Consider the following 16,230-nt stretch of genomic DNA (forward strand, 5'->3'; position numbering starts at 1 on the left):
TATATGAAATTCACCTCCACTTTTATGTTGATTGCTTTAAGCAATCACAGGTTAAGTATAGAAATTTTATTTTTATGCACTCCAGTTAGAAAACAGTTAAAATAACGAACTTTATTATCTTAAATCTTTTAATTTATTTAAATAAACATCCAATTATTTGTTGCTATTGCAACAGCATATTATTCTTCGCTCTGCACCTGGCTCTGCAATATTTGTTGCTGAAGCAAAAATCATATTTCATGAATATTTTTTATAATTTATTTTCACTTCAAAATTAATTATTATTATATAAACTGCAATAAAATACATTACAAGCACAAAAAATACCTGCTCATCACTCCTTTAGAACAATAAAAAAGCGGAAGTACCAATTAGTACTTCCGCTCCAGCGAAGGAGAACTTTATGTGCTATCTCTCTCGGATCATCTTACTTGACCGGAAAGACTGACATACACGAATTTTGTTTTTTAGAATCAACTTCTAACGAGCCACCAGCAAGTAGAGAAAATAATTGCAATAAGACCACCAGCAATAACTTCTGCTCCCATACCAGTCACACCTTCTTTCCCTCTTAAATCCCAGGTCAACTAGCAGAAATACCACCCAAAAAGCATTTCTACTTTTAAAAGGAGAACTTATGTACATTCTTCCGCAGCTAGTCCCAATTAACCGGGAAAGAAAGGCCATACCATCGGAATAACGATGATGGAAACGATGAAGCAGAGGATAACTAAAGGCACGCCGACTTTTACATAGTCCATAAACTTGTAACCGCCAGGTCCCAGCACCAACGTACAGGGAGGAGTGCCTACCGGAGTTGCGAATGCACAGGATGCTGCTACGCCGATCGCCATCAGTACTGCTTTCGGAGACGCGCCGAGCTGCTGGGAAATCGCTACGCCTACCGGCGCCAGCAATGCTGCTGCTGCCGTATTAGACATGAACTGCGTCAAAGTACAGGAGATAATAAACAGTACTGAAGTCATAATGATCGGGGTAGGAGAACCACCCATTAGGCTTACTGCCCACTCGGCGATCAATTTACCGGCACCGGTCTTATCCATCGCATTAGATACAGGCATCATACCTGCGAACAGGAAGATGGTTACCCAGTCGATAGAAGCATAAGCCTGTTTTTCAGTCAGACAGCCGGTCAGTACACAAACCAGCGCACCGATTACAGCTGCCATTTCCAAAGAGATAAATTTAATATCAAGTGCCATAACAACGATTACTACTGCCAGAATCAAACCGGAAATGATCTGTTTTTTACTGTCATGTACAGTAGCTTCGATTTCCTGCTCGATTTCCTGATCCGCATCCAGCTCAGCTTTCGGAAGCAAATACTTGCCGATAAACATCATGTAAGCGATCGCTACAACTGTCAGAGGAATACCTATCCAGGCAAATTCGAAAAAGGAGAACGGCTCATAGCCAAAGGATTTCAAAGCACCGGAAACGATAATGTTAGGCGGTGTACCTACTAAGGTAATGATACCGCCAACGCCTGCGGCGTAAGCCAAAGGCATCAACTGACGGGAAGCCGGGATCTTAGCTGCGGCGCAGATGCCAAGAACAACTGGCATCAGACAGGCTGCCGTACCTGTGTTAGACAGAACGGAAGATAAACCTGCGCCGACGATCATGATACCAAACATCAAACTGTTTTCGCTGGTACCGGAGAATCTAACGATAGAAATACCGATTTTCTGTGCCAGACCAGTATGGAACATGGCAGCACCAACAACGAACATACCTGCGAAAAGTACTACTGTTGAATCGGAAAGACCTGAAAAAACCTGTTTGGCCGGGATAAATCCTAAAAGGCCGCAGGCGATAGCGCCACTCATAGCTGTAATAGCCAAAGGAATAAGTTCAGTAATAAATAACAGAGCCACTATCGCTAATACGATTAAACATTTGATTGCAGGAGCCATAAACTCACCTCATTTCCCAAAATAGTTTACACATAATCCTCCTTCTTGGTTACTTGATCACCTTTGTGATTACACTTTTATTGTAGAAATTTATAATTACAGCGTCTAGTTTAACAATATATTAAAATGACGAACATTATTGCCGCTAATAGTTTAATTAAATTAAACAATAGTTTAATTTTTTGTTGCTAGAGCAACATGCAATCAAACATGGCTCGCCAACAGCATTTACACCTACTGTTGCTGCAGCAAATTTTAACCATTATAGATATATTTTCATATTTATTTTCGAGTCATAAATTTTAAAAATACTTGCAATAAAATATTAAAGCAGTTCCATCTCTTTTTTAGACGAAACTGCTGTTTCAATAACTCATTTTTCATGATAATGAGCAGTAAAATACTTTTTTCCTTACGATTACTCATACCCCCTCTGCCATAGAACTAACAAAATTACAAATACCGACAAAATTCTCATTCTCTATCTGATCCGTTACTTACTTTTTTAAATACAGTCTCAACTTAAAACAGCTGTAGCTGCAATAATACAAACGTTTGCGCCCAACTCGTTCCATATACACATGATGAGTTTTGTTACAGGCAAATTCTTTTCCACAGATAGGGCAAATCTGCATCAGCCATTTATGGCATTCTTTTTGCTCCTGTTTTTCTTCCATTTACTCCATCTGCCTCCTTTCAAAACCAAAATACTGCCCCGCAGCAGATACATATGCCCTGCCTTTCTGAGTTTGTCAGTTCTTTCAGTCTCCAGCTTCCAACCAAGATACTTAACGATCAATGGTAAATGTTTTTTACATTTAATTTTCAGCCTATCCAGACCATAATTCCACTTTAAGTACCACTGCGCTGTATATTCAGCATTATATTCTGCTGACGTAATATTATAGACTTAATAATTTAAAGATTTCCTGTGCCCAAGCAACATTATAAATTTTTCAAGTTAAATATATCAGATGAAATATAGTTATTTTTTACAATTAACAGCTCTCTAGTTGTAAAAAACCTTTTAAACCAGCCAGTATTTTTGAAAAACTGCGATATACAGCGTTTAGACTACCATACATTCTTCGCAGGAAGTAATTAGCCTCTTACCTGCGAAAATGGCTTGTTAACAACTAATTTATACAAAAATGAAACTTTGTTTATAACATTGATATATGATAAAATTATTTTTATATAATATACTGCTTTAAGCAGTAATGGAGGTGAACATGTTTCCTGACGGAAACAGATTCTTTGGAATATTTTAGTATACTTTTAAATGTTATTATCATCCTGTTTTTAGTTGCTCTCAACGGCTTTTTCGTTGCATCAGAATTTTCTATAGTTAAAGTGCGACCTTCGCGCCTTGATACTTTAATAAAAGAAGGTAACCGGCAGGCAGTCTATGCCCGACAGGTCACAGAGCATCTTGATGCCTATTTATCTGTAACCCAGCTTGGTATTACGCTTGCTTCTTTAGGTCTTGGCTGGATCGGTGAACCCGCCGTAGCTAAAATGCTGACACCGCTTTTTCATTTATTCAATATCCCGGCGCAGCTTGAACATACGATCGCCTTCGTTGTAGGCTTCTCTGTCATTACCGCACTGCACATCGTTCTTGGCGAGCTTGTACCAAAATCTTTATCTATCCAGAAAACAGAAAAAGTAGTGCTGTTTATAGCCTGGCCCCTGATCGTATTCAATAAGCTGATGTATCCGGCAGTCTGGTTTTTAAACCATGTCGCCAACTGGACCCTTAGGCGCATGGGTATCCATGCTGCCAGCGAAGCAGAAGAAGCACACAACGAAGAAGAGATTCGTATTTTAATGGAAGAAAGCTATAAATATGGTTATATCGATAAAACCGAACTGACCTATCTTGATAATGTCTTTGATTTTTCTGAACGTCATGCCAGTGAGATCATGGTCCCGCGTACGGATATGATCTGCCTGTATCTTAAGGATTCCTTTACAGAAAACATCGAAGTCGCTCTCAGTGAACGCATGACCCGCTATCCGATCTGTGAAGAAGACAAAGATCATATTATCGGTTTTCTGCATATCAAAGACCTGCTGCGTGCTTTAAACGCAGGCCAAAAGCCTGACTTACGCACTTTAGCCCGTGAAGTTCTGGTAGTACCAGAATCAATGCCGATCAGTAAACTTCTGCGTCTGCTGCAGAAACAGCGCAAACAACTGGCAATCTTAATCGACGAGTACGGCGGTACTGCCGGTATGGTAACCATCGAAGATATTTTAGAAGAAATCGTCGGTGAAATTCAGGATGAATTTGACGAGGAACGTCCTGAAGTTGAAGAAGAAAGCGATAAAACCTACTCTATTGATGGTAAAATGCTGCTTGAAGATGTCAATGACCTTTTCGGCCTTGAATTAAGTTCTAACTCCTGCGACACAATCGGCGGCTGGGTTTATTCCCAGCTTGATTACCCTCCGCAGCTGGGACAGTCTGTAAAACTGCCCAAAGCGGAATTCCTGGTCGAAGAACTGGATAATATCCGCATTACCCGCCTGAAAGTTAAATTACTTCAGGAGCCCGGAAGTATCCATCAGGGCATGCTTGAAGAACAGCTCAATAAATAAAAAACACCGCGAATTATTCGCGGTGTTTTTTATTGCCATTATTTCTTTAAAGCTTCTACTGCCCTACCATATGCTTTTAAGGCTTTAGTATTGGCAGACTGCATAGATTGCAGACGCCAGCCTATCAAAAGTCCGCTGTCGCGATAAAGCGCACGGCTGTTATTCCCCTTAATACAGTTCAGCAGGCATTTGCTGCTGTAAACATCATAAACCAGTACCTGGATCCGCTGGTACAGTTCTTTGATATCTTTCCAGGCAGTTTTACTGAGCCTGTCAATTTTAAGACTGCGGCGGGCATAATAAATAGCTTCACAGACGCGTAAAATACTTTTAGCCTGCGCTTCGTCTATTTTTTCCCCTTTAATATCAAGTTCTTTCAGCATATTATACCAGTCTTCTACACGACAGCCTGCCAGCTGTTCAACTTCCACATAATAACTGTTCTGCCATAATGATTGTTCAGTCCACGCCAGCAGTTTAAAAATACAGTGACTGTACACTCCCTGTTCCAGCTGTTTTGCTACTTCCGCAAGAATATTTTCTATTTCTTCCGTCAACTTTTCTGCCAGCTGCGGGCGCTGCAAAATAGTGCTGCCCGCCGTTCCATGCAGCAGCTGCCACTGCATCAGCAGCCGTTTATAACGAAACAGTACATCCAGTGTACCAGCAGGTTCCGCCAGTAATTTACGTATTTTATCATACTCCCCTTCAGCCAATAACGGCTTGATAAGCGCCAGTAAAGCCTGCAAATGCTTGAACTGCGGCAGCAGCAGCTTATCGGCCTGCACCAGCACATTTTTATCCGTTATCAGTCTGTTTTGCAGCTTCAAGATCCGATCACCATAATACTCCAGCAATTTGCTGAGCTCATCCTGCACCATACCGCCACGGTCGATTTTCAAGCGTCCCTTTGGTATTTCATGTTCTTCGCCATTACCAAGCAAATGCAGGCCACGGGCAAATTTGCTGCGCGGTTCAATAAAAATCGGTATTTTAGCAGCTATTTGAGCCGTGAAATCTAATAAATCCGCTTTCGTTCCAGCTTTGATTTCCAGCTCAACTTCATCGATTTTTTCTTTTTGTTTTCCGGCATTGATCTTGCCCTGGTCAATCGCCATTTCCAAAACAGTCTCAGGAGTTACCTGCAGCAGCCTGATCTCCCTTTTCACTTCTACGGTAAAAAGCTTCTGCAATTCTTCTCCTGCCAGCAATTCTTCCAGATCAGTCTCCAATCCTAATTCTGTGAAACCACTCACTGTCGGACTATCTTTTTTCAAAGGCATGTTAAACTCACGTCGAGCCGAAAGTCCTCCCCCAGACGCTTGCTCTGTTTTTACTGTAGCCTCATATTTTTTGCCGTTACGCCTGATGCGATATGCCATTCCAGATTCGGTCAATTTGTATGACGCAGTATCGTAATACGTTGTCAGCAGCTCCTGTTTTGCCAAACTTCCCTTAATCATTGTAGCAGTAATAAGCTCAGATGCCAGCAGTTTTTTCAGATCCCTACGGGCAATCGTCAGTTTCATTTCCATTTCCACTGTTTTATCCATGTTATCGCCTTCCTATTCCGCTATTGAACCGCGGACATCTGTAAAAATAACCTGGGGAACATCTAAATCATATACCCTGGGAGTAAGCGCACGCAGGTCTTCGATCCGCCAACCGGCATTCTGTTCCGCCAGCTTTGACAAGGCTTCTTCCAGACTTTCTGCAGCTACGATTGCCAGTGCATCCAGATAAAAATGGTTTTGCACACAGGGCTCATTGATCATACTGTGGCTGTGATAAGTTTTGTTATGACGCCAAACGTAAACCTTCATCAGTATCTACTCCTTTAATTTTTTATGTTCACCGCCCAAAGCCCACCACGCCAGAGGCAGGCCAAAAGCTATAATAACTACAGCTACAGACACATACAATCCTCGGCCGCCTAAAATAGAATCAGCCAGTAAATTATATGCAATCGCTCCCGGAAGCATTCCCAGTACAGTTGCAGCAGCATACAGCTGCAGGTTCATCTTACAGCAGCCGGCAATAATGCTTACCGGATCATACGGAAAAATAGGTACTGTGCGCAGCCACAGCATCTTAACAAATCCGCCGCTGCCGCTTAAGTAATTAGTCAGCCTTTCACCCCACGAGCCGCCATAACGATCTAGCAGCCTCCTGCCGCCGCCAAGACTTCCCAGCGCATAACATAAAACAGCACTGCTCAGACCACCGCACAGCAAATATACGATACCCAGCATTGGTCCAAATAAAATACTGGCGCTGAGATTTAAAAAAATACTTGGAAAAAACAGTACCGGCCGCACAGTATATAAAGCTATATAAACTAACGGCCCCAGACTGCCGTACGACGCTACCCAACGGCGCACATCTTCGACTGAGGAAGGATGCAGGATATAAGGCGAACTATGCAGCTGCCAGACAACCCAGATAATAAATATCGCCAAAACAGAAAAACGCAGCATTTCGCGATGACGCCTGCAACTGTTCAAAAAATTTTCTATCATTTATTTACCACCATTCTCTTTTTATATGATAGCCTGTTCTGACTATTTTCGCAAGGAAATGCTGGAAAATACAAAAACAGCCGGCAAATACTGCCGGCTGCTGCATTTATTTCTGATTTCTTTTTTTGCCAAGGTAAGCGGCTTTGATATCAGGGTTTTCCAAAAGCTCCTGACCGGTCCCGCTCATAGTTATTTTGCCAGTCTCCAGTACATAAGCCTGATGAGCCACCTTCAGCGCCATATTAGCATTCTGTTCGATCAAAAGGATCGTCATACCTCTGCTGTTGATCTCCTGAATGATATTAAAAATATCTTTAATGATGAGCGGCGCCAGTCCTAAAGACGGCTCGTCCATCATCATCAGCTGAGGCCGCGACAGCAGTGCCCTGCCTACAGCCAGCATCTGCTGCTCACCGCCGGATAGAGTGCCGGCCATCTGCCAGCTGCGTTCCTCCAGACGCGGGAACAATTCATATACCCATTTGATGTCTTTGGCTATTTCTTCTTTATCATTGCGCATATACGCGCCGATCTGTAAATTTTCCAGGACCGTCAGATTCGGGAAAACCCTTCGTCCTTCCGGAACTAAAGTAATACCTGTTTTAACGATTTTCTGTGAATTAAGCCCGGTAATATTCTGTTCATTATAGCTGATAGTACCACTTTTAGGCTTTACCAGCCCAACAATGGTCCGCAACAAGGTGCTTTTACCGGCCCCGTTAGCGCCTATCAGCGTAACGATCTTACCTTCCGGCACTTCCAGGGAAATACCTTTGAGCGCTTCGATGCCTCCATAAGCTACAAATAAATCCTGCACTTTAAGCATCTTCATCCACCCCCAGATAAGCGTCAATAACGCGCTTGTTATTTTGGATCAGCTCCGGTGTGCCTTCAGCAATAGTCATACCAAAATCCAAAACATAGATACGGTCAGATATTTCCATAACCAGATCCATATGATGCTCGATCATAAACACCGTCAGATCATACTCGTCACGGATCTGGCGGATAAACTCCGTCAGTTCATCAGTTTCTTTAGGATTCATACCCGCTGCCGGCTCGTCTAAAAGCAACAGACGCGGGCCAGTTGCCAACGCACGCACGATCTCCAAACGACGCTGCTGCCCGTACGGCAGACTGGACGCCTTTTCATCGCGCAGCTCCCATAGATCAACTTTCCTCAGCAGGGCTTCGACCGAAGCTTCCATCTCACGCTGCTCTTTATTATACCAGGGCAGGTGCAGAGCCGCCGACATAAAATCGGATTTCAGGTGCAGATGCTTGGCAATCATAACATTTTCATATACCGAAAGATTTTTGAACAGACGGATATTTTGAAAAGTACGTGCTACGCCCATTTTGGCGATTTCGCTGGGTCTTTTACCGGTTATTTTCTGTTCTTCACCCTGCGCGTCTGTATAGATCACGTCGCCGCTGGTTGGAGTATAGACCCCGGTAATCATATTGAAAGCCGTCGTTTTACCTGCACCGTTAGGACCGATCAGTGCAACAATCTCGTGTTCATTGATCTCAATATTAAGCAGATTTACAGCTGTCACACCGCCAAACTGCATTGTGATATTATCAGTTTTTAAAATCATCTTTCTGCTCCCTTCCGCCCAAAGAAGCTGAATGGATTTTTACAGAAGGCACGGATATTTTTCCAGGTCAGCTCGCTGGTCCCCATGATCCCGTGCCGCCAGAAAAGCACGCAGGCCATCAGCAGCGCCGAGAAAATCACCATCCTGAAACCAGGACGGAAAAGCGGAATATCCATACCAAAAAGCATCAGGGGTTCGTCAAATACACGCAGGAACTCCAGCCCGGCCGTAACGATGACAGCACCCAGCATACTGCCGGTAATACTTCCCATACCGCCTAAAACGATAATCAGCAAAAAATTATAGGTCAATGTAAAAAGGAAATTCTTCGGATCAACAGTTCCCAGCAGCGCACCATACAAGCCGCCGCCCACGCCGGCAAAAAAAGCACTGATCATAAATGCCAGATTTTTGTGCCAGAACAGGCTTACTCCCATCGCTTCAGCCGCGATCTCATCTTCGCGGATCGCTTTAAACGCACGGCCATAAGAAGAATTGATCAGAAGTGCTATAAAAATAAAAGTCACTGCCGTCGCCAGAAAAATATAACGCACATCATTAAGAGGCGGTATATCTTTGATACCCAAAGCCCCGTTAGTGATGCTCTGCGCATTAGTTATCCAGATACGGATAATTTCGGAAAAGCCCAGCGTCGCCACAGCAAGATAATCCCCGCGCAGACGCAATACCGGCGTACCGATCAGAAAAGCCACTAAAGCGGCTAAAAGTCCACCGGCAATCAAGGCCAGCCACAAGGGCATTTGAATATCAGCGATCAGCGGGTTCATCGGTGCCGCATAAAAAACATTAGGCCGCAGCTCTACAGGCACGGTAAAAATGCCTACAACATAAGCGCCTATAGCCATAAAACCAGCCTGCCCCAGCGAAAACTGACCAACAAACCCATTCGTCAGATTCATGGATAAGCCGATAATTGCATAAACCAGACACAGATTGACGATCCTGCGGATATAAGAATCCATCTCGGTCTGGACGAAGCAGGCAACGCCAAAGAGTGCGGCAATAGCGATCAAAGTAAGGAAAACATCTTTCTTTTTCATCTTCGTCACACCTTCTCAGTCGTTTTTTCGCCCAAAAGGCCGGTAGGTTTATAAAACAGAATCACAATAAGCACGATAAAAGCAAAGGCATCTCGGTAACCGGAAAGCTGCGGAAAAAAAGCAACGATCAGGATCTCTCCCAGGCCGAGTATAAAGCCGCCCAGCACTGCACCCTTGATATTGCCGATACCGCCGATAACCGCCGCAATAAAGCATTTCAAACCCGGCATAACCCCCATCATCGGGGTAATGCCAGGATAGCGGATACCCCACATAATAGCGCCGATAGCGGCCAAAGAGGACCCGATAATAAATGTGATCGAAATTATTTTATCAATATCGACGCCCATAACGCGCGCGATCTCATAGTCTTTGGAAACTGCACGCATAGCCATACCTGTTTTAGTATGATTGACGATGTGCAGCAGCACAACAAGGCTGATTATTGTAATAACGGGAATGACCAGACAGATCGCCTGGATCTGAATCCCGCCGATAGAAATATTCTGCGATAAAAGTTCAATATTAGGAAAACGCATCGGACGGCCGCTGAATAAGTAATTAGCCAGGTTTTCCAATAAAAATGAAGCGCCGATAGCAGAAATAAGAACAGAATTTTTCGGTGCGTCACGCAACGGACGATAAGCCGTCCGTTCAATCACTACACCTAAAATTGCCGTAGCAATAATGACTCCGACAAAAGTAATATACCAGGGAATGTGAAAAACGGTAATACCGAAAAAGGCAAAATAACATGCCATCATAACGATATCGCCGTGTGCAAAGTTTATCATCAATAAAATGCCATAGACCATCGTATAACCGATGGCGATCAGGGCATAAAGACTGCCGAGAGATATGCCGTTAGCCAAATGCTGCGCAAGACTGTCACCGGACATATTCGCAATCGCTTGGAAAAATTCCATGAAAAACACCTCATGACACAAAAGAATTGCTCCCTTCCCTTAAGGAGAAGGGAGCACTAACATAAAGCAAAAGGGTTATGAAAGAACCAATGAATTATTTAGCTTCTACAAAATCCAGGAATGTAAATTTGCCGTCTTTAACAGTTTTGATCACAGCGCCTTTAATAGGATCGCCGTTTTTATCAAGAGTAGTCATACCGGTTACACATTCCAGATCTTTAGTTGCTGCGATAGCGTCACGAATCTTAACGGTATCAGTAGAACCTGCGCGTTTGATGCCGTCGATAGCGATCAGATAAGCATCATAAGCCATTGCAGTCAATGCGGAAGGCTCGCCTTTATACTCTTTTACGTATTCATCCAGGAATTTTTTAGCTTCCGGAGTAGTTGCTTTTTCACGGTCAAACGCAGTAGAAAGAGCTACGCCTTCAACATCTTTGCCGCCAACATCGATGAATTCCTGAGTTTCCCAGGTATCGCCGCCCATAAAGGGAGCTTCGATGCCAAGCTGACGGGCTTGTTTTACAAGCAGTGCAGATTCGGTAAAGTTACCGGGTGCGAAAATCGCATCAGGATTTTTAGCTTTGATATTGGTAAGAATAGCACTGAAATCTTTATCGCCTGTTTGATAGTTTGCGATCTCAACAATGCTGTTTTCATCACCGGTCAATTTTATGAAAGCTTCTTTGAAGAATTTTGCCAGACCAACTGCATAGTCATTGGAAACTTCCTGCACGATAGCAACTTTTTTAGCACCTTGTTTAAATGCATAGTTAGCCATAACGGTACCCTGGAACGGATCAATAAAGCAGGCACGGAAATAATAGTCATTATTAGCAGTTACCTGCGGATTAGTACAGCTGGTACCAACAGCCGGAACTTTACTGTCTTTTACGATATTACCTGCCGCCATAGACAGCGAAGAACCATAAGAACCTACGATAACGCTTACTTTATCTTTTTCGATAAGGCGGGCTGCAACAGAAGCAGCTTCAGCTTTATCAGATTTGTTATCAGCTACAACAAGCTCGATCTTTTTGCCTAAAACTTCAGGATGCAGTTTGTTGGCAAGCTTGATACCGCGGAGTTCCAGTTCGCCTCCGGCAGCATTATCACCGGTCAATGGCAGGAAAACACCGACTTTGATCACGTCGGATGCTTTAGCATCTTCCTTTTTCTCGCCGCCGCAGCCTGCTACTAAGCTCATTGCTACTGCTGAAGCCAACAGCGCTGATAATATTTTTTTCATTTTCAATGTAATCTGTCCCTTCTTTACTGTTTGCACAGCTTTTTCCCCTTAACTGTAAATGATTATAACATCAAAGCACGGATGTGACAATATTACTATTTCTTCACAATTTCTTTACAGTTTTCAAACAGCATTTTTCGTATTTTAACATTTTTGTAAGAATAATGTTGCTGTAAAGCGTTGCTTTTTCACTGTTTTGTCCTCACAAAAAGAACTTTCCCGAAAACAAAAACACGACAAGTCCACCTCTCGTGTACAGTGACATCAGAGATTTTCTCGCCGCGCGTTTTTGTATACAATATACTTTGCATATTTTTTTTGTATATCTGCCCTTAACAGCCGTTCTTGCAGCTGTCCCCCGCTGCAAAGGCCTGTCAGCAAATCATTTTTCTACAACTTCGTTGACATAACCAACAGCACTGACAGCGTTAGGCGCGTAGTGATCGGCGCCGATACTGTCAGCATAGTCCTGTGTCAAAACAGCACCGCCCACAACTATACGGCAGTTGCAGACATCACGCAAAGCCTTGATCGTAGCTGCCATTGCACCTACTGTAGTCGTCATCAAAGCTGACAGTCCTACAACATGAGCCTTGCGCTCCAATACAGCTTTCACTATTGCTTCTACAGCTACATCCTTACCAAGGTCGATAACGTTATAACCATAATTTTCCAGCAGTACCTTAACTATATTTTTACCGATATCATGGATGTCACCCTTAACCGTAGCAATAACAACAGCAGTACCTTTTTCCACAGCGCCACCGTCAGCCATCCTGTCGCGGATCACCTCAAAAGCTGCCTTCGCGGCATCGGCGCTCATCAAAAGCTGCGGCAGAAACAGATTTTTTTTCTCAAAACCATTTCCAACAAAATCTAAAGCCGGTATCATCTGAGTATTGATAATATCCAGTGGTTTTTCTGTTTCCAGCAACCGGGTCACAGCCAGACGGCTCTGTTCCTGTAAACCTTTAACGATCGCATCGTGCAGCGTATATTCACTGACAGCAGCTGTCGGAACTTTATTTACGTAATCAGCAAAACGCTTCACATATGCCTTGCAGCCTCCGTCCAATCCTTTTAAAGCTCTATACGCATAGTAAGCATCCAGCATCGCTTTACTCTGCGGATTGATAATAGCGCAGGAAAGCCCCGCCTCCATTGCCAGAGTGAAAAATGTACTGTTGACAGCATCACGTGACGGCAGTCCGAAAGAAATATTAGAAACGCCCATAATCGTTTTGATTTTCTGCTCTGTCAATTTACGGATCACTTCCAAGTCAACAGCAGCGTTGTCAGGTCCCGTACTTATCGTCAGCGCCAGCGGATCAATAATAATGTTACGTTTTTCGATACCGCATTCAGCGGCGCGTGCGATTATTTTCTCCGCAACGGCCAACCTGCCTGCAGCTGTTGCAGGAATGCCGTCATCATCTAACGCCAGGCCAACCACAACAGCCCCGTATTTTTTTACCAGCGGCAGTACCTTTGCCAGCGATTCATCTTTACCGCTGACAGAATTTAACAGCGGTTTGCCATTATATAAACGCAGAGCCCGCTCCATAGTCTCATAATCTGAAGTATCGATCTGCAGCGGTGCCGAAGTGACGGCCTGCAAAGCCAGAACTGTTTTCTCTGCAGCGGCAGCTTCGTTGATACCCGGCACACCTACATTGACATCCAGGATATGGGCGTCATTTTCAAGCTGCTCCAACCCCAGCCGGCAAATATAATCCAGATCTGCGTCTAAAATAGCCTGTTTTAAACGCGGCTTACCTGTAGGATTGATGCGCTCGCCTATGATCACAGGCTCCCCGCCGATAACGACAGCTTTGCCATAAGAAGAAACCACAGTCAGATCACAGCTGCGGCGTCCTCCCGGCTGCATACCATAGCACTTTTCGATCAGAGCTTTAATATGTTCCGGAGTAGTACCGCAGCAGCCTCCGGCGACAGAAATACCCAGTGGTATCATTTCCTGCATCATCGCTGCAAATTCATCTGCGGCAACGTCAAAAACAGTTTTACCGTCACGCTGTACGGGCAGCCCGGCATTAGGATTCAAAACGATCGGCAGCGAGCATGCTTCTATTAGCTGCGGCAGCAGCCTGCGCATTTGTTTCGGTCCCAAGCCGCAGTTAAACCCTACAGCATCTGCCCCCAGCCCCTCCACCATTGCTACCGCGCTCAAAACGTCAGCACCGGTCAACAGCTTACCATCTTCATCAAACGTCAACGTAACGATCACCGGCAGATCACAGTTTTCTTTTGCCGCCAAAAGCGCGGCTTTGATCTCATAAGTATCGCTCATCGTCTCGATCAGGATCAGATCAGCTCCGTGTCTGGCACCGCTGCGTACCATTTCACCATAAATATCCACAGCTTCCTCAAACGGAAGATCACCATAAGGCGCCAGTAATTTTCCGGTAGGGCCGAGATTCAGTGCCACAAACGCTTTTGTACGTCCGGCACAGGCAGCTTTGCCTATTTTTAAAGCAGCCCCCACAACTTCATCAACGGTGATATCCATCCCTTTAAATTTAAGACGGTTCGCCCCGAAGGTATTGCTTTTTATGATATTCGAACCGTTATTCAAATACGCTTCATGTACAGACTGCACTTCAGCCGCATGAGTAAAATTCCACAGCTCCGGCAGCTCTCCCGGCTGCAGCCCCAATGCCTGCAGCATCGTCCCGGTAGCGCCGTCAAAAAATAATAATTCTTTACCTAATAAATCCCTGAAACCCATGCTTTCATTCCTTTCTAAATTCGCACGCTCGATTAACGCACGCCGCACATTTACTGGTATTGCAGACGGTATCTTCAGTCAATCCTATCACAGCCGTCACTGATTTTATAGGAGTCAGCATATAACCATCGGTCAAAGTCAGACCGATTCGTTTTGCACAATCCAGCAGCATAAGCAGCTGACGCTGATCCTCCAGCCGCCAGTCGCCATACCCCGGTGAAAAACGCGGTTTCAAGTGCAGCCCTGCTGCAGCCGCTATCTCGGCTTCGGTTTCATCACAATAACTTTCGATCAGAGCCGCGCATACAGCCTGAGCAGCTGCTGCCTGTGCTACGTTAGTCAATGCCAGACGCCTCAAAACAGTATCGGCATTACTGCCTAAAGTAGCAGCCAAAACCGCCGCTTTTTGACAGCCCTGCAAATGTCCTGCCAAATTTTTGCTTTCAAAACGCATGCCATTATCTACTAAGGTCACGCCTGCATCATCTACACGGCACGCAAAAATCTGCCAGCAGCTTCTGGGCCGCACTTCGTTCCGCAGCTGCAAATAAGCCAGATCAGCCAAAACCGCCGCCTCATTATCATCTTTTTTCGCGCCCATATACCTCACGGCTTCAGCTCTGTCATACTTCATTTTACGATCTCCGACAGATTTTTCATGATCCCGCCGATGATTTCCGGCCGGTTCATCGTATAAACATGAATATTTTTCAGTCCGTTAGCGATCAAATCAACAATCTGCCCCGTAGCATAAGCAATACCCGCCTGTTTTAACGCTTCGGGATCATCTGCAAATTTCTCGACGATAGCGCGGTAATTCGCAGGCAGTTTGGTCCCGCTCAATTCACAGATCCGGTTGATCTGTTTGGCATTTGTCACCGGCATAATACCCGCCACGACCGGCACATCGATACCATGCCGCAGCAGTCTGTACATATAATTGTAAATAATATTATTGTCAAACACCATCTGCGTCACTAAAAAGTCGCAGCCACTGTCGATTTTCCGTCTGGTATTGACAATATCACGATCCAGAGAGCCGGCTTCCGGATGTCCTTCCGGATAACAGGCCCCGCCGACACAAAAATCACCGGCTTTTTTGATTTTCCCCACCAAATCACTGGCATGGGCAAAATCCCCGTCATTGCCATTCACCGCATCTCCGCGCAGAGCCAAAACATTCTGGACGCCAGCAGCCCGCATCTGTACCAAAACACCGTCGATCTTGGCTTCATCAGCATCGATACAGGTCAGATGCGCCAGCGCTGGGCGTCCGCTGGCTTCTATTGCCCGGGCAATAGCCACCGTCTGACCCACAGATGTACCGCCGGCCCCATACGTAACACTCATAAAATGCGGACCCACCTCGGCAATATCACTTACTATATTCAAAGCATTCTGCAGCTCTGTACCTGCTTTAGGTGGAAACAGCTCGCAGGAAATGCACACCTTTTCGTTTTTTAATAAATCAATAATTTTCATCAGCAGCAACCTCTTTCCCCTAATACACATTTCTAATAATTCTAAACAAAAATGCTAATAAACGCAAATACTATTTATTCTTTACGTTTAACCATTTACTAT

14 protein-coding genes are annotated in these 16,230 nt (G+C 44.5%); 1 reads left to right on the forward strand and 13 read right to left on the reverse strand.

The window, feature by feature from the left end:
- Positions 1-665 precede the first annotated feature (665 nt).
- On the reverse strand, positions 666-1,937 hold the full coding sequence (locus tag PFJ30894_RS11455) for an SLC13 family permease (protein ID WP_125669870.1): 1,272 nt from the start codon (positions 1,935-1,937) through the stop codon (positions 666-668).
- Positions 1,938-2,434: 497 nt separating this feature from the next.
- Positions 2,435-2,614 (reverse strand): hypothetical protein, encoded by a 180-nt coding sequence (locus tag PFJ30894_RS11460; RefSeq protein ID WP_046430893.1) that lies wholly within the window; start codon positions 2,612-2,614, stop codon positions 2,435-2,437.
- A gap of 580 nt (positions 2,615-3,194) precedes the next feature.
- Here PFJ30894_RS11460 and PFJ30894_RS11465 point away from each other — a divergent pair.
- Positions 3,195-4,541, forward strand: a complete 1,347-nt coding sequence (locus PFJ30894_RS11465) for a hemolysin family protein (protein WP_021718971.1) — start codon at positions 3,195-3,197, stop codon at positions 4,539-4,541.
- Between the two features lie 38 nt (positions 4,542-4,579).
- Here the strand turns inward: PFJ30894_RS11465 and PFJ30894_RS11470 are convergent, their stop codons facing one another.
- The 11 genes from PFJ30894_RS11470 to PFJ30894_RS11520 form a co-directional block, all read right to left on the reverse strand.
- On the reverse strand, positions 4,580-6,094 hold the full coding sequence (locus PFJ30894_RS11470) for a CYTH domain-containing protein (RefSeq protein ID WP_125669871.1): 1,515 nt from the start codon (positions 6,092-6,094) through the stop codon (positions 4,580-4,582).
- Between the two features lie 12 nt (positions 6,095-6,106).
- Positions 6,107-6,364, reverse strand: a complete 258-nt coding sequence (locus PFJ30894_RS11475; protein WP_046430891.1) for a hypothetical protein — start codon at positions 6,362-6,364, stop codon at positions 6,107-6,109.
- A 6-nt stretch (positions 6,365-6,370) separates the two neighbouring features.
- On the reverse strand, positions 6,371-7,060 hold the full coding sequence (locus tag PFJ30894_RS11480) for a TVP38/TMEM64 family protein (RefSeq protein WP_021718974.1): 690 nt from the start codon (positions 7,058-7,060) through the stop codon (positions 6,371-6,373).
- A gap of 106 nt (positions 7,061-7,166) precedes the next feature.
- Entirely contained in the window at positions 7,167-7,886 is a 720-nt protein-coding gene (locus PFJ30894_RS11485) for an ABC transporter ATP-binding protein (protein WP_021718975.1), read from the reverse strand.
- The gene (locus tag PFJ30894_RS11490) at positions 7,879-8,661 is read right to left on the reverse strand and encodes an ABC transporter ATP-binding protein (RefSeq protein ID WP_021718976.1); all 783 of its coding nucleotides are present in this window, start codon (positions 8,659-8,661) and stop codon (positions 7,879-7,881) included. Before PFJ30894_RS11490 ends, PFJ30894_RS11485 begins: the two co-directional genes overlap by 8 nt.
- A complete protein-coding gene (locus PFJ30894_RS11495; RefSeq protein ID WP_021718977.1) occupies positions 8,658-9,722 on the reverse strand; it encodes a branched-chain amino acid ABC transporter permease in 1,065 nt (354 codons plus the stop codon). The genes PFJ30894_RS11490 and PFJ30894_RS11495 overlap by 4 nt, the downstream gene beginning before the upstream one ends.
- Positions 9,723-9,727: 5 nt before the next feature.
- Complete coding sequence (locus tag PFJ30894_RS11500) at positions 9,728-10,621, reverse strand: branched-chain amino acid ABC transporter permease (RefSeq protein WP_044492164.1); 894 nt, start codon at positions 10,619-10,621, stop codon at positions 9,728-9,730.
- 121 nt (positions 10,622-10,742) lie between these two features.
- Positions 10,743-11,897 carry an ABC transporter substrate-binding protein gene (locus PFJ30894_RS11505; protein WP_044492165.1) on the reverse strand — a complete coding sequence of 385 codons (1,155 nt, stop codon included), beginning with the start codon at positions 11,895-11,897 and terminating at the stop codon, positions 10,743-10,745.
- 382 nt (positions 11,898-12,279) lie between these two features.
- Positions 12,280-14,646, reverse strand: a complete 2,367-nt coding sequence (locus tag PFJ30894_RS11510; protein ID WP_125669872.1) for a homocysteine S-methyltransferase family protein — start codon at positions 14,644-14,646, stop codon at positions 12,280-12,282.
- 4 nt (positions 14,647-14,650) lie between these two features.
- The gene (locus tag PFJ30894_RS11515; RefSeq protein WP_021718981.1) at positions 14,651-15,280 is read right to left on the reverse strand and encodes a vitamin B12 dependent-methionine synthase activation domain-containing protein; all 630 of its coding nucleotides are present in this window, start codon (positions 15,278-15,280) and stop codon (positions 14,651-14,653) included.
- The gene (locus PFJ30894_RS11520) at positions 15,277-16,128 is read right to left on the reverse strand and encodes a methylenetetrahydrofolate reductase (protein ID WP_125669873.1); all 852 of its coding nucleotides are present in this window, start codon (positions 16,126-16,128) and stop codon (positions 15,277-15,279) included. The genes PFJ30894_RS11515 and PFJ30894_RS11520 overlap by 4 nt, the downstream gene beginning before the upstream one ends.
- Between the last annotated feature and the right edge of the window lie 102 nt (positions 16,129-16,230).

Source organism: Phascolarctobacterium faecium, assembly GCF_003945365.1.
Lineage (GTDB): Bacteria > Bacillota > Negativicutes > Acidaminococcales > Acidaminococcaceae > Phascolarctobacterium > Phascolarctobacterium faecium.

Coding starts and splice junctions, on each gene's coding strand:
- PFJ30894_RS11455 (WP_125669870.1), bottom strand. CDS start 1,937: ATGGCTCCTGCAATCAAATGTTTAATCGTATTAGCGATAGTGGCTCTG.
- PFJ30894_RS11460 (WP_046430893.1), bottom strand. CDS start 2,614: ATGGAAGAAAAACAGGAGCAAAAAGAATGCCATAAATGGCTGATGCAG.
- PFJ30894_RS11470 (WP_125669871.1), bottom strand. CDS start 6,094: ATGGATAAAACAGTGGAAATGGAAATGAAACTGACGATTGCCCGTAGG.
- PFJ30894_RS11475 (WP_046430891.1), bottom strand. CDS start 6,364: ATGAAGGTTTACGTTTGGCGTCATAACAAAACTTATCACAGCCACAGT.
- PFJ30894_RS11480 (WP_021718974.1), bottom strand. CDS start 7,060: ATGATAGAAAATTTTTTGAACAGTTGCAGGCGTCATCGCGAAATGCTG.
- PFJ30894_RS11485 (WP_021718975.1), bottom strand. CDS start 7,886: ATGCTTAAAGTGCAGGATTTATTTGTAGCTTATGGAGGCATCGAAGCG.
- PFJ30894_RS11490 (WP_021718976.1), bottom strand. CDS start 8,661: ATGATTTTAAAAACTGATAATATCACAATGCAGTTTGGCGGTGTGACA.
- PFJ30894_RS11495 (WP_021718977.1), bottom strand. CDS start 9,722: ATGAAAAAGAAAGATGTTTTCCTTACTTTGATCGCTATTGCCGCACTC.
- PFJ30894_RS11500 (WP_044492164.1), bottom strand. CDS start 10,621: ATGTCCGGTGACAGTCTTGCGCAGCATTTGGCTAACGGCATATCTCTC.
- PFJ30894_RS11505 (WP_044492165.1), bottom strand. CDS start 11,897: ATGAAAAAAATATTATCAGCGCTGTTGGCTTCAGCAGTAGCAATGAGC.
- PFJ30894_RS11510 (WP_125669872.1), bottom strand. CDS start 14,646: ATGGGTTTCAGGGATTTATTAGGTAAAGAATTATTATTTTTTGACGGC.
- PFJ30894_RS11515 (WP_021718981.1), bottom strand. CDS start 15,280: ATGAAGTATGACAGAGCTGAAGCCGTGAGGTATATGGGCGCGAAAAAA.
- PFJ30894_RS11520 (WP_125669873.1), bottom strand. CDS start 16,128: ATGAAAATTATTGATTTATTAAAAAACGAAAAGGTGTGCATTTCCTGC.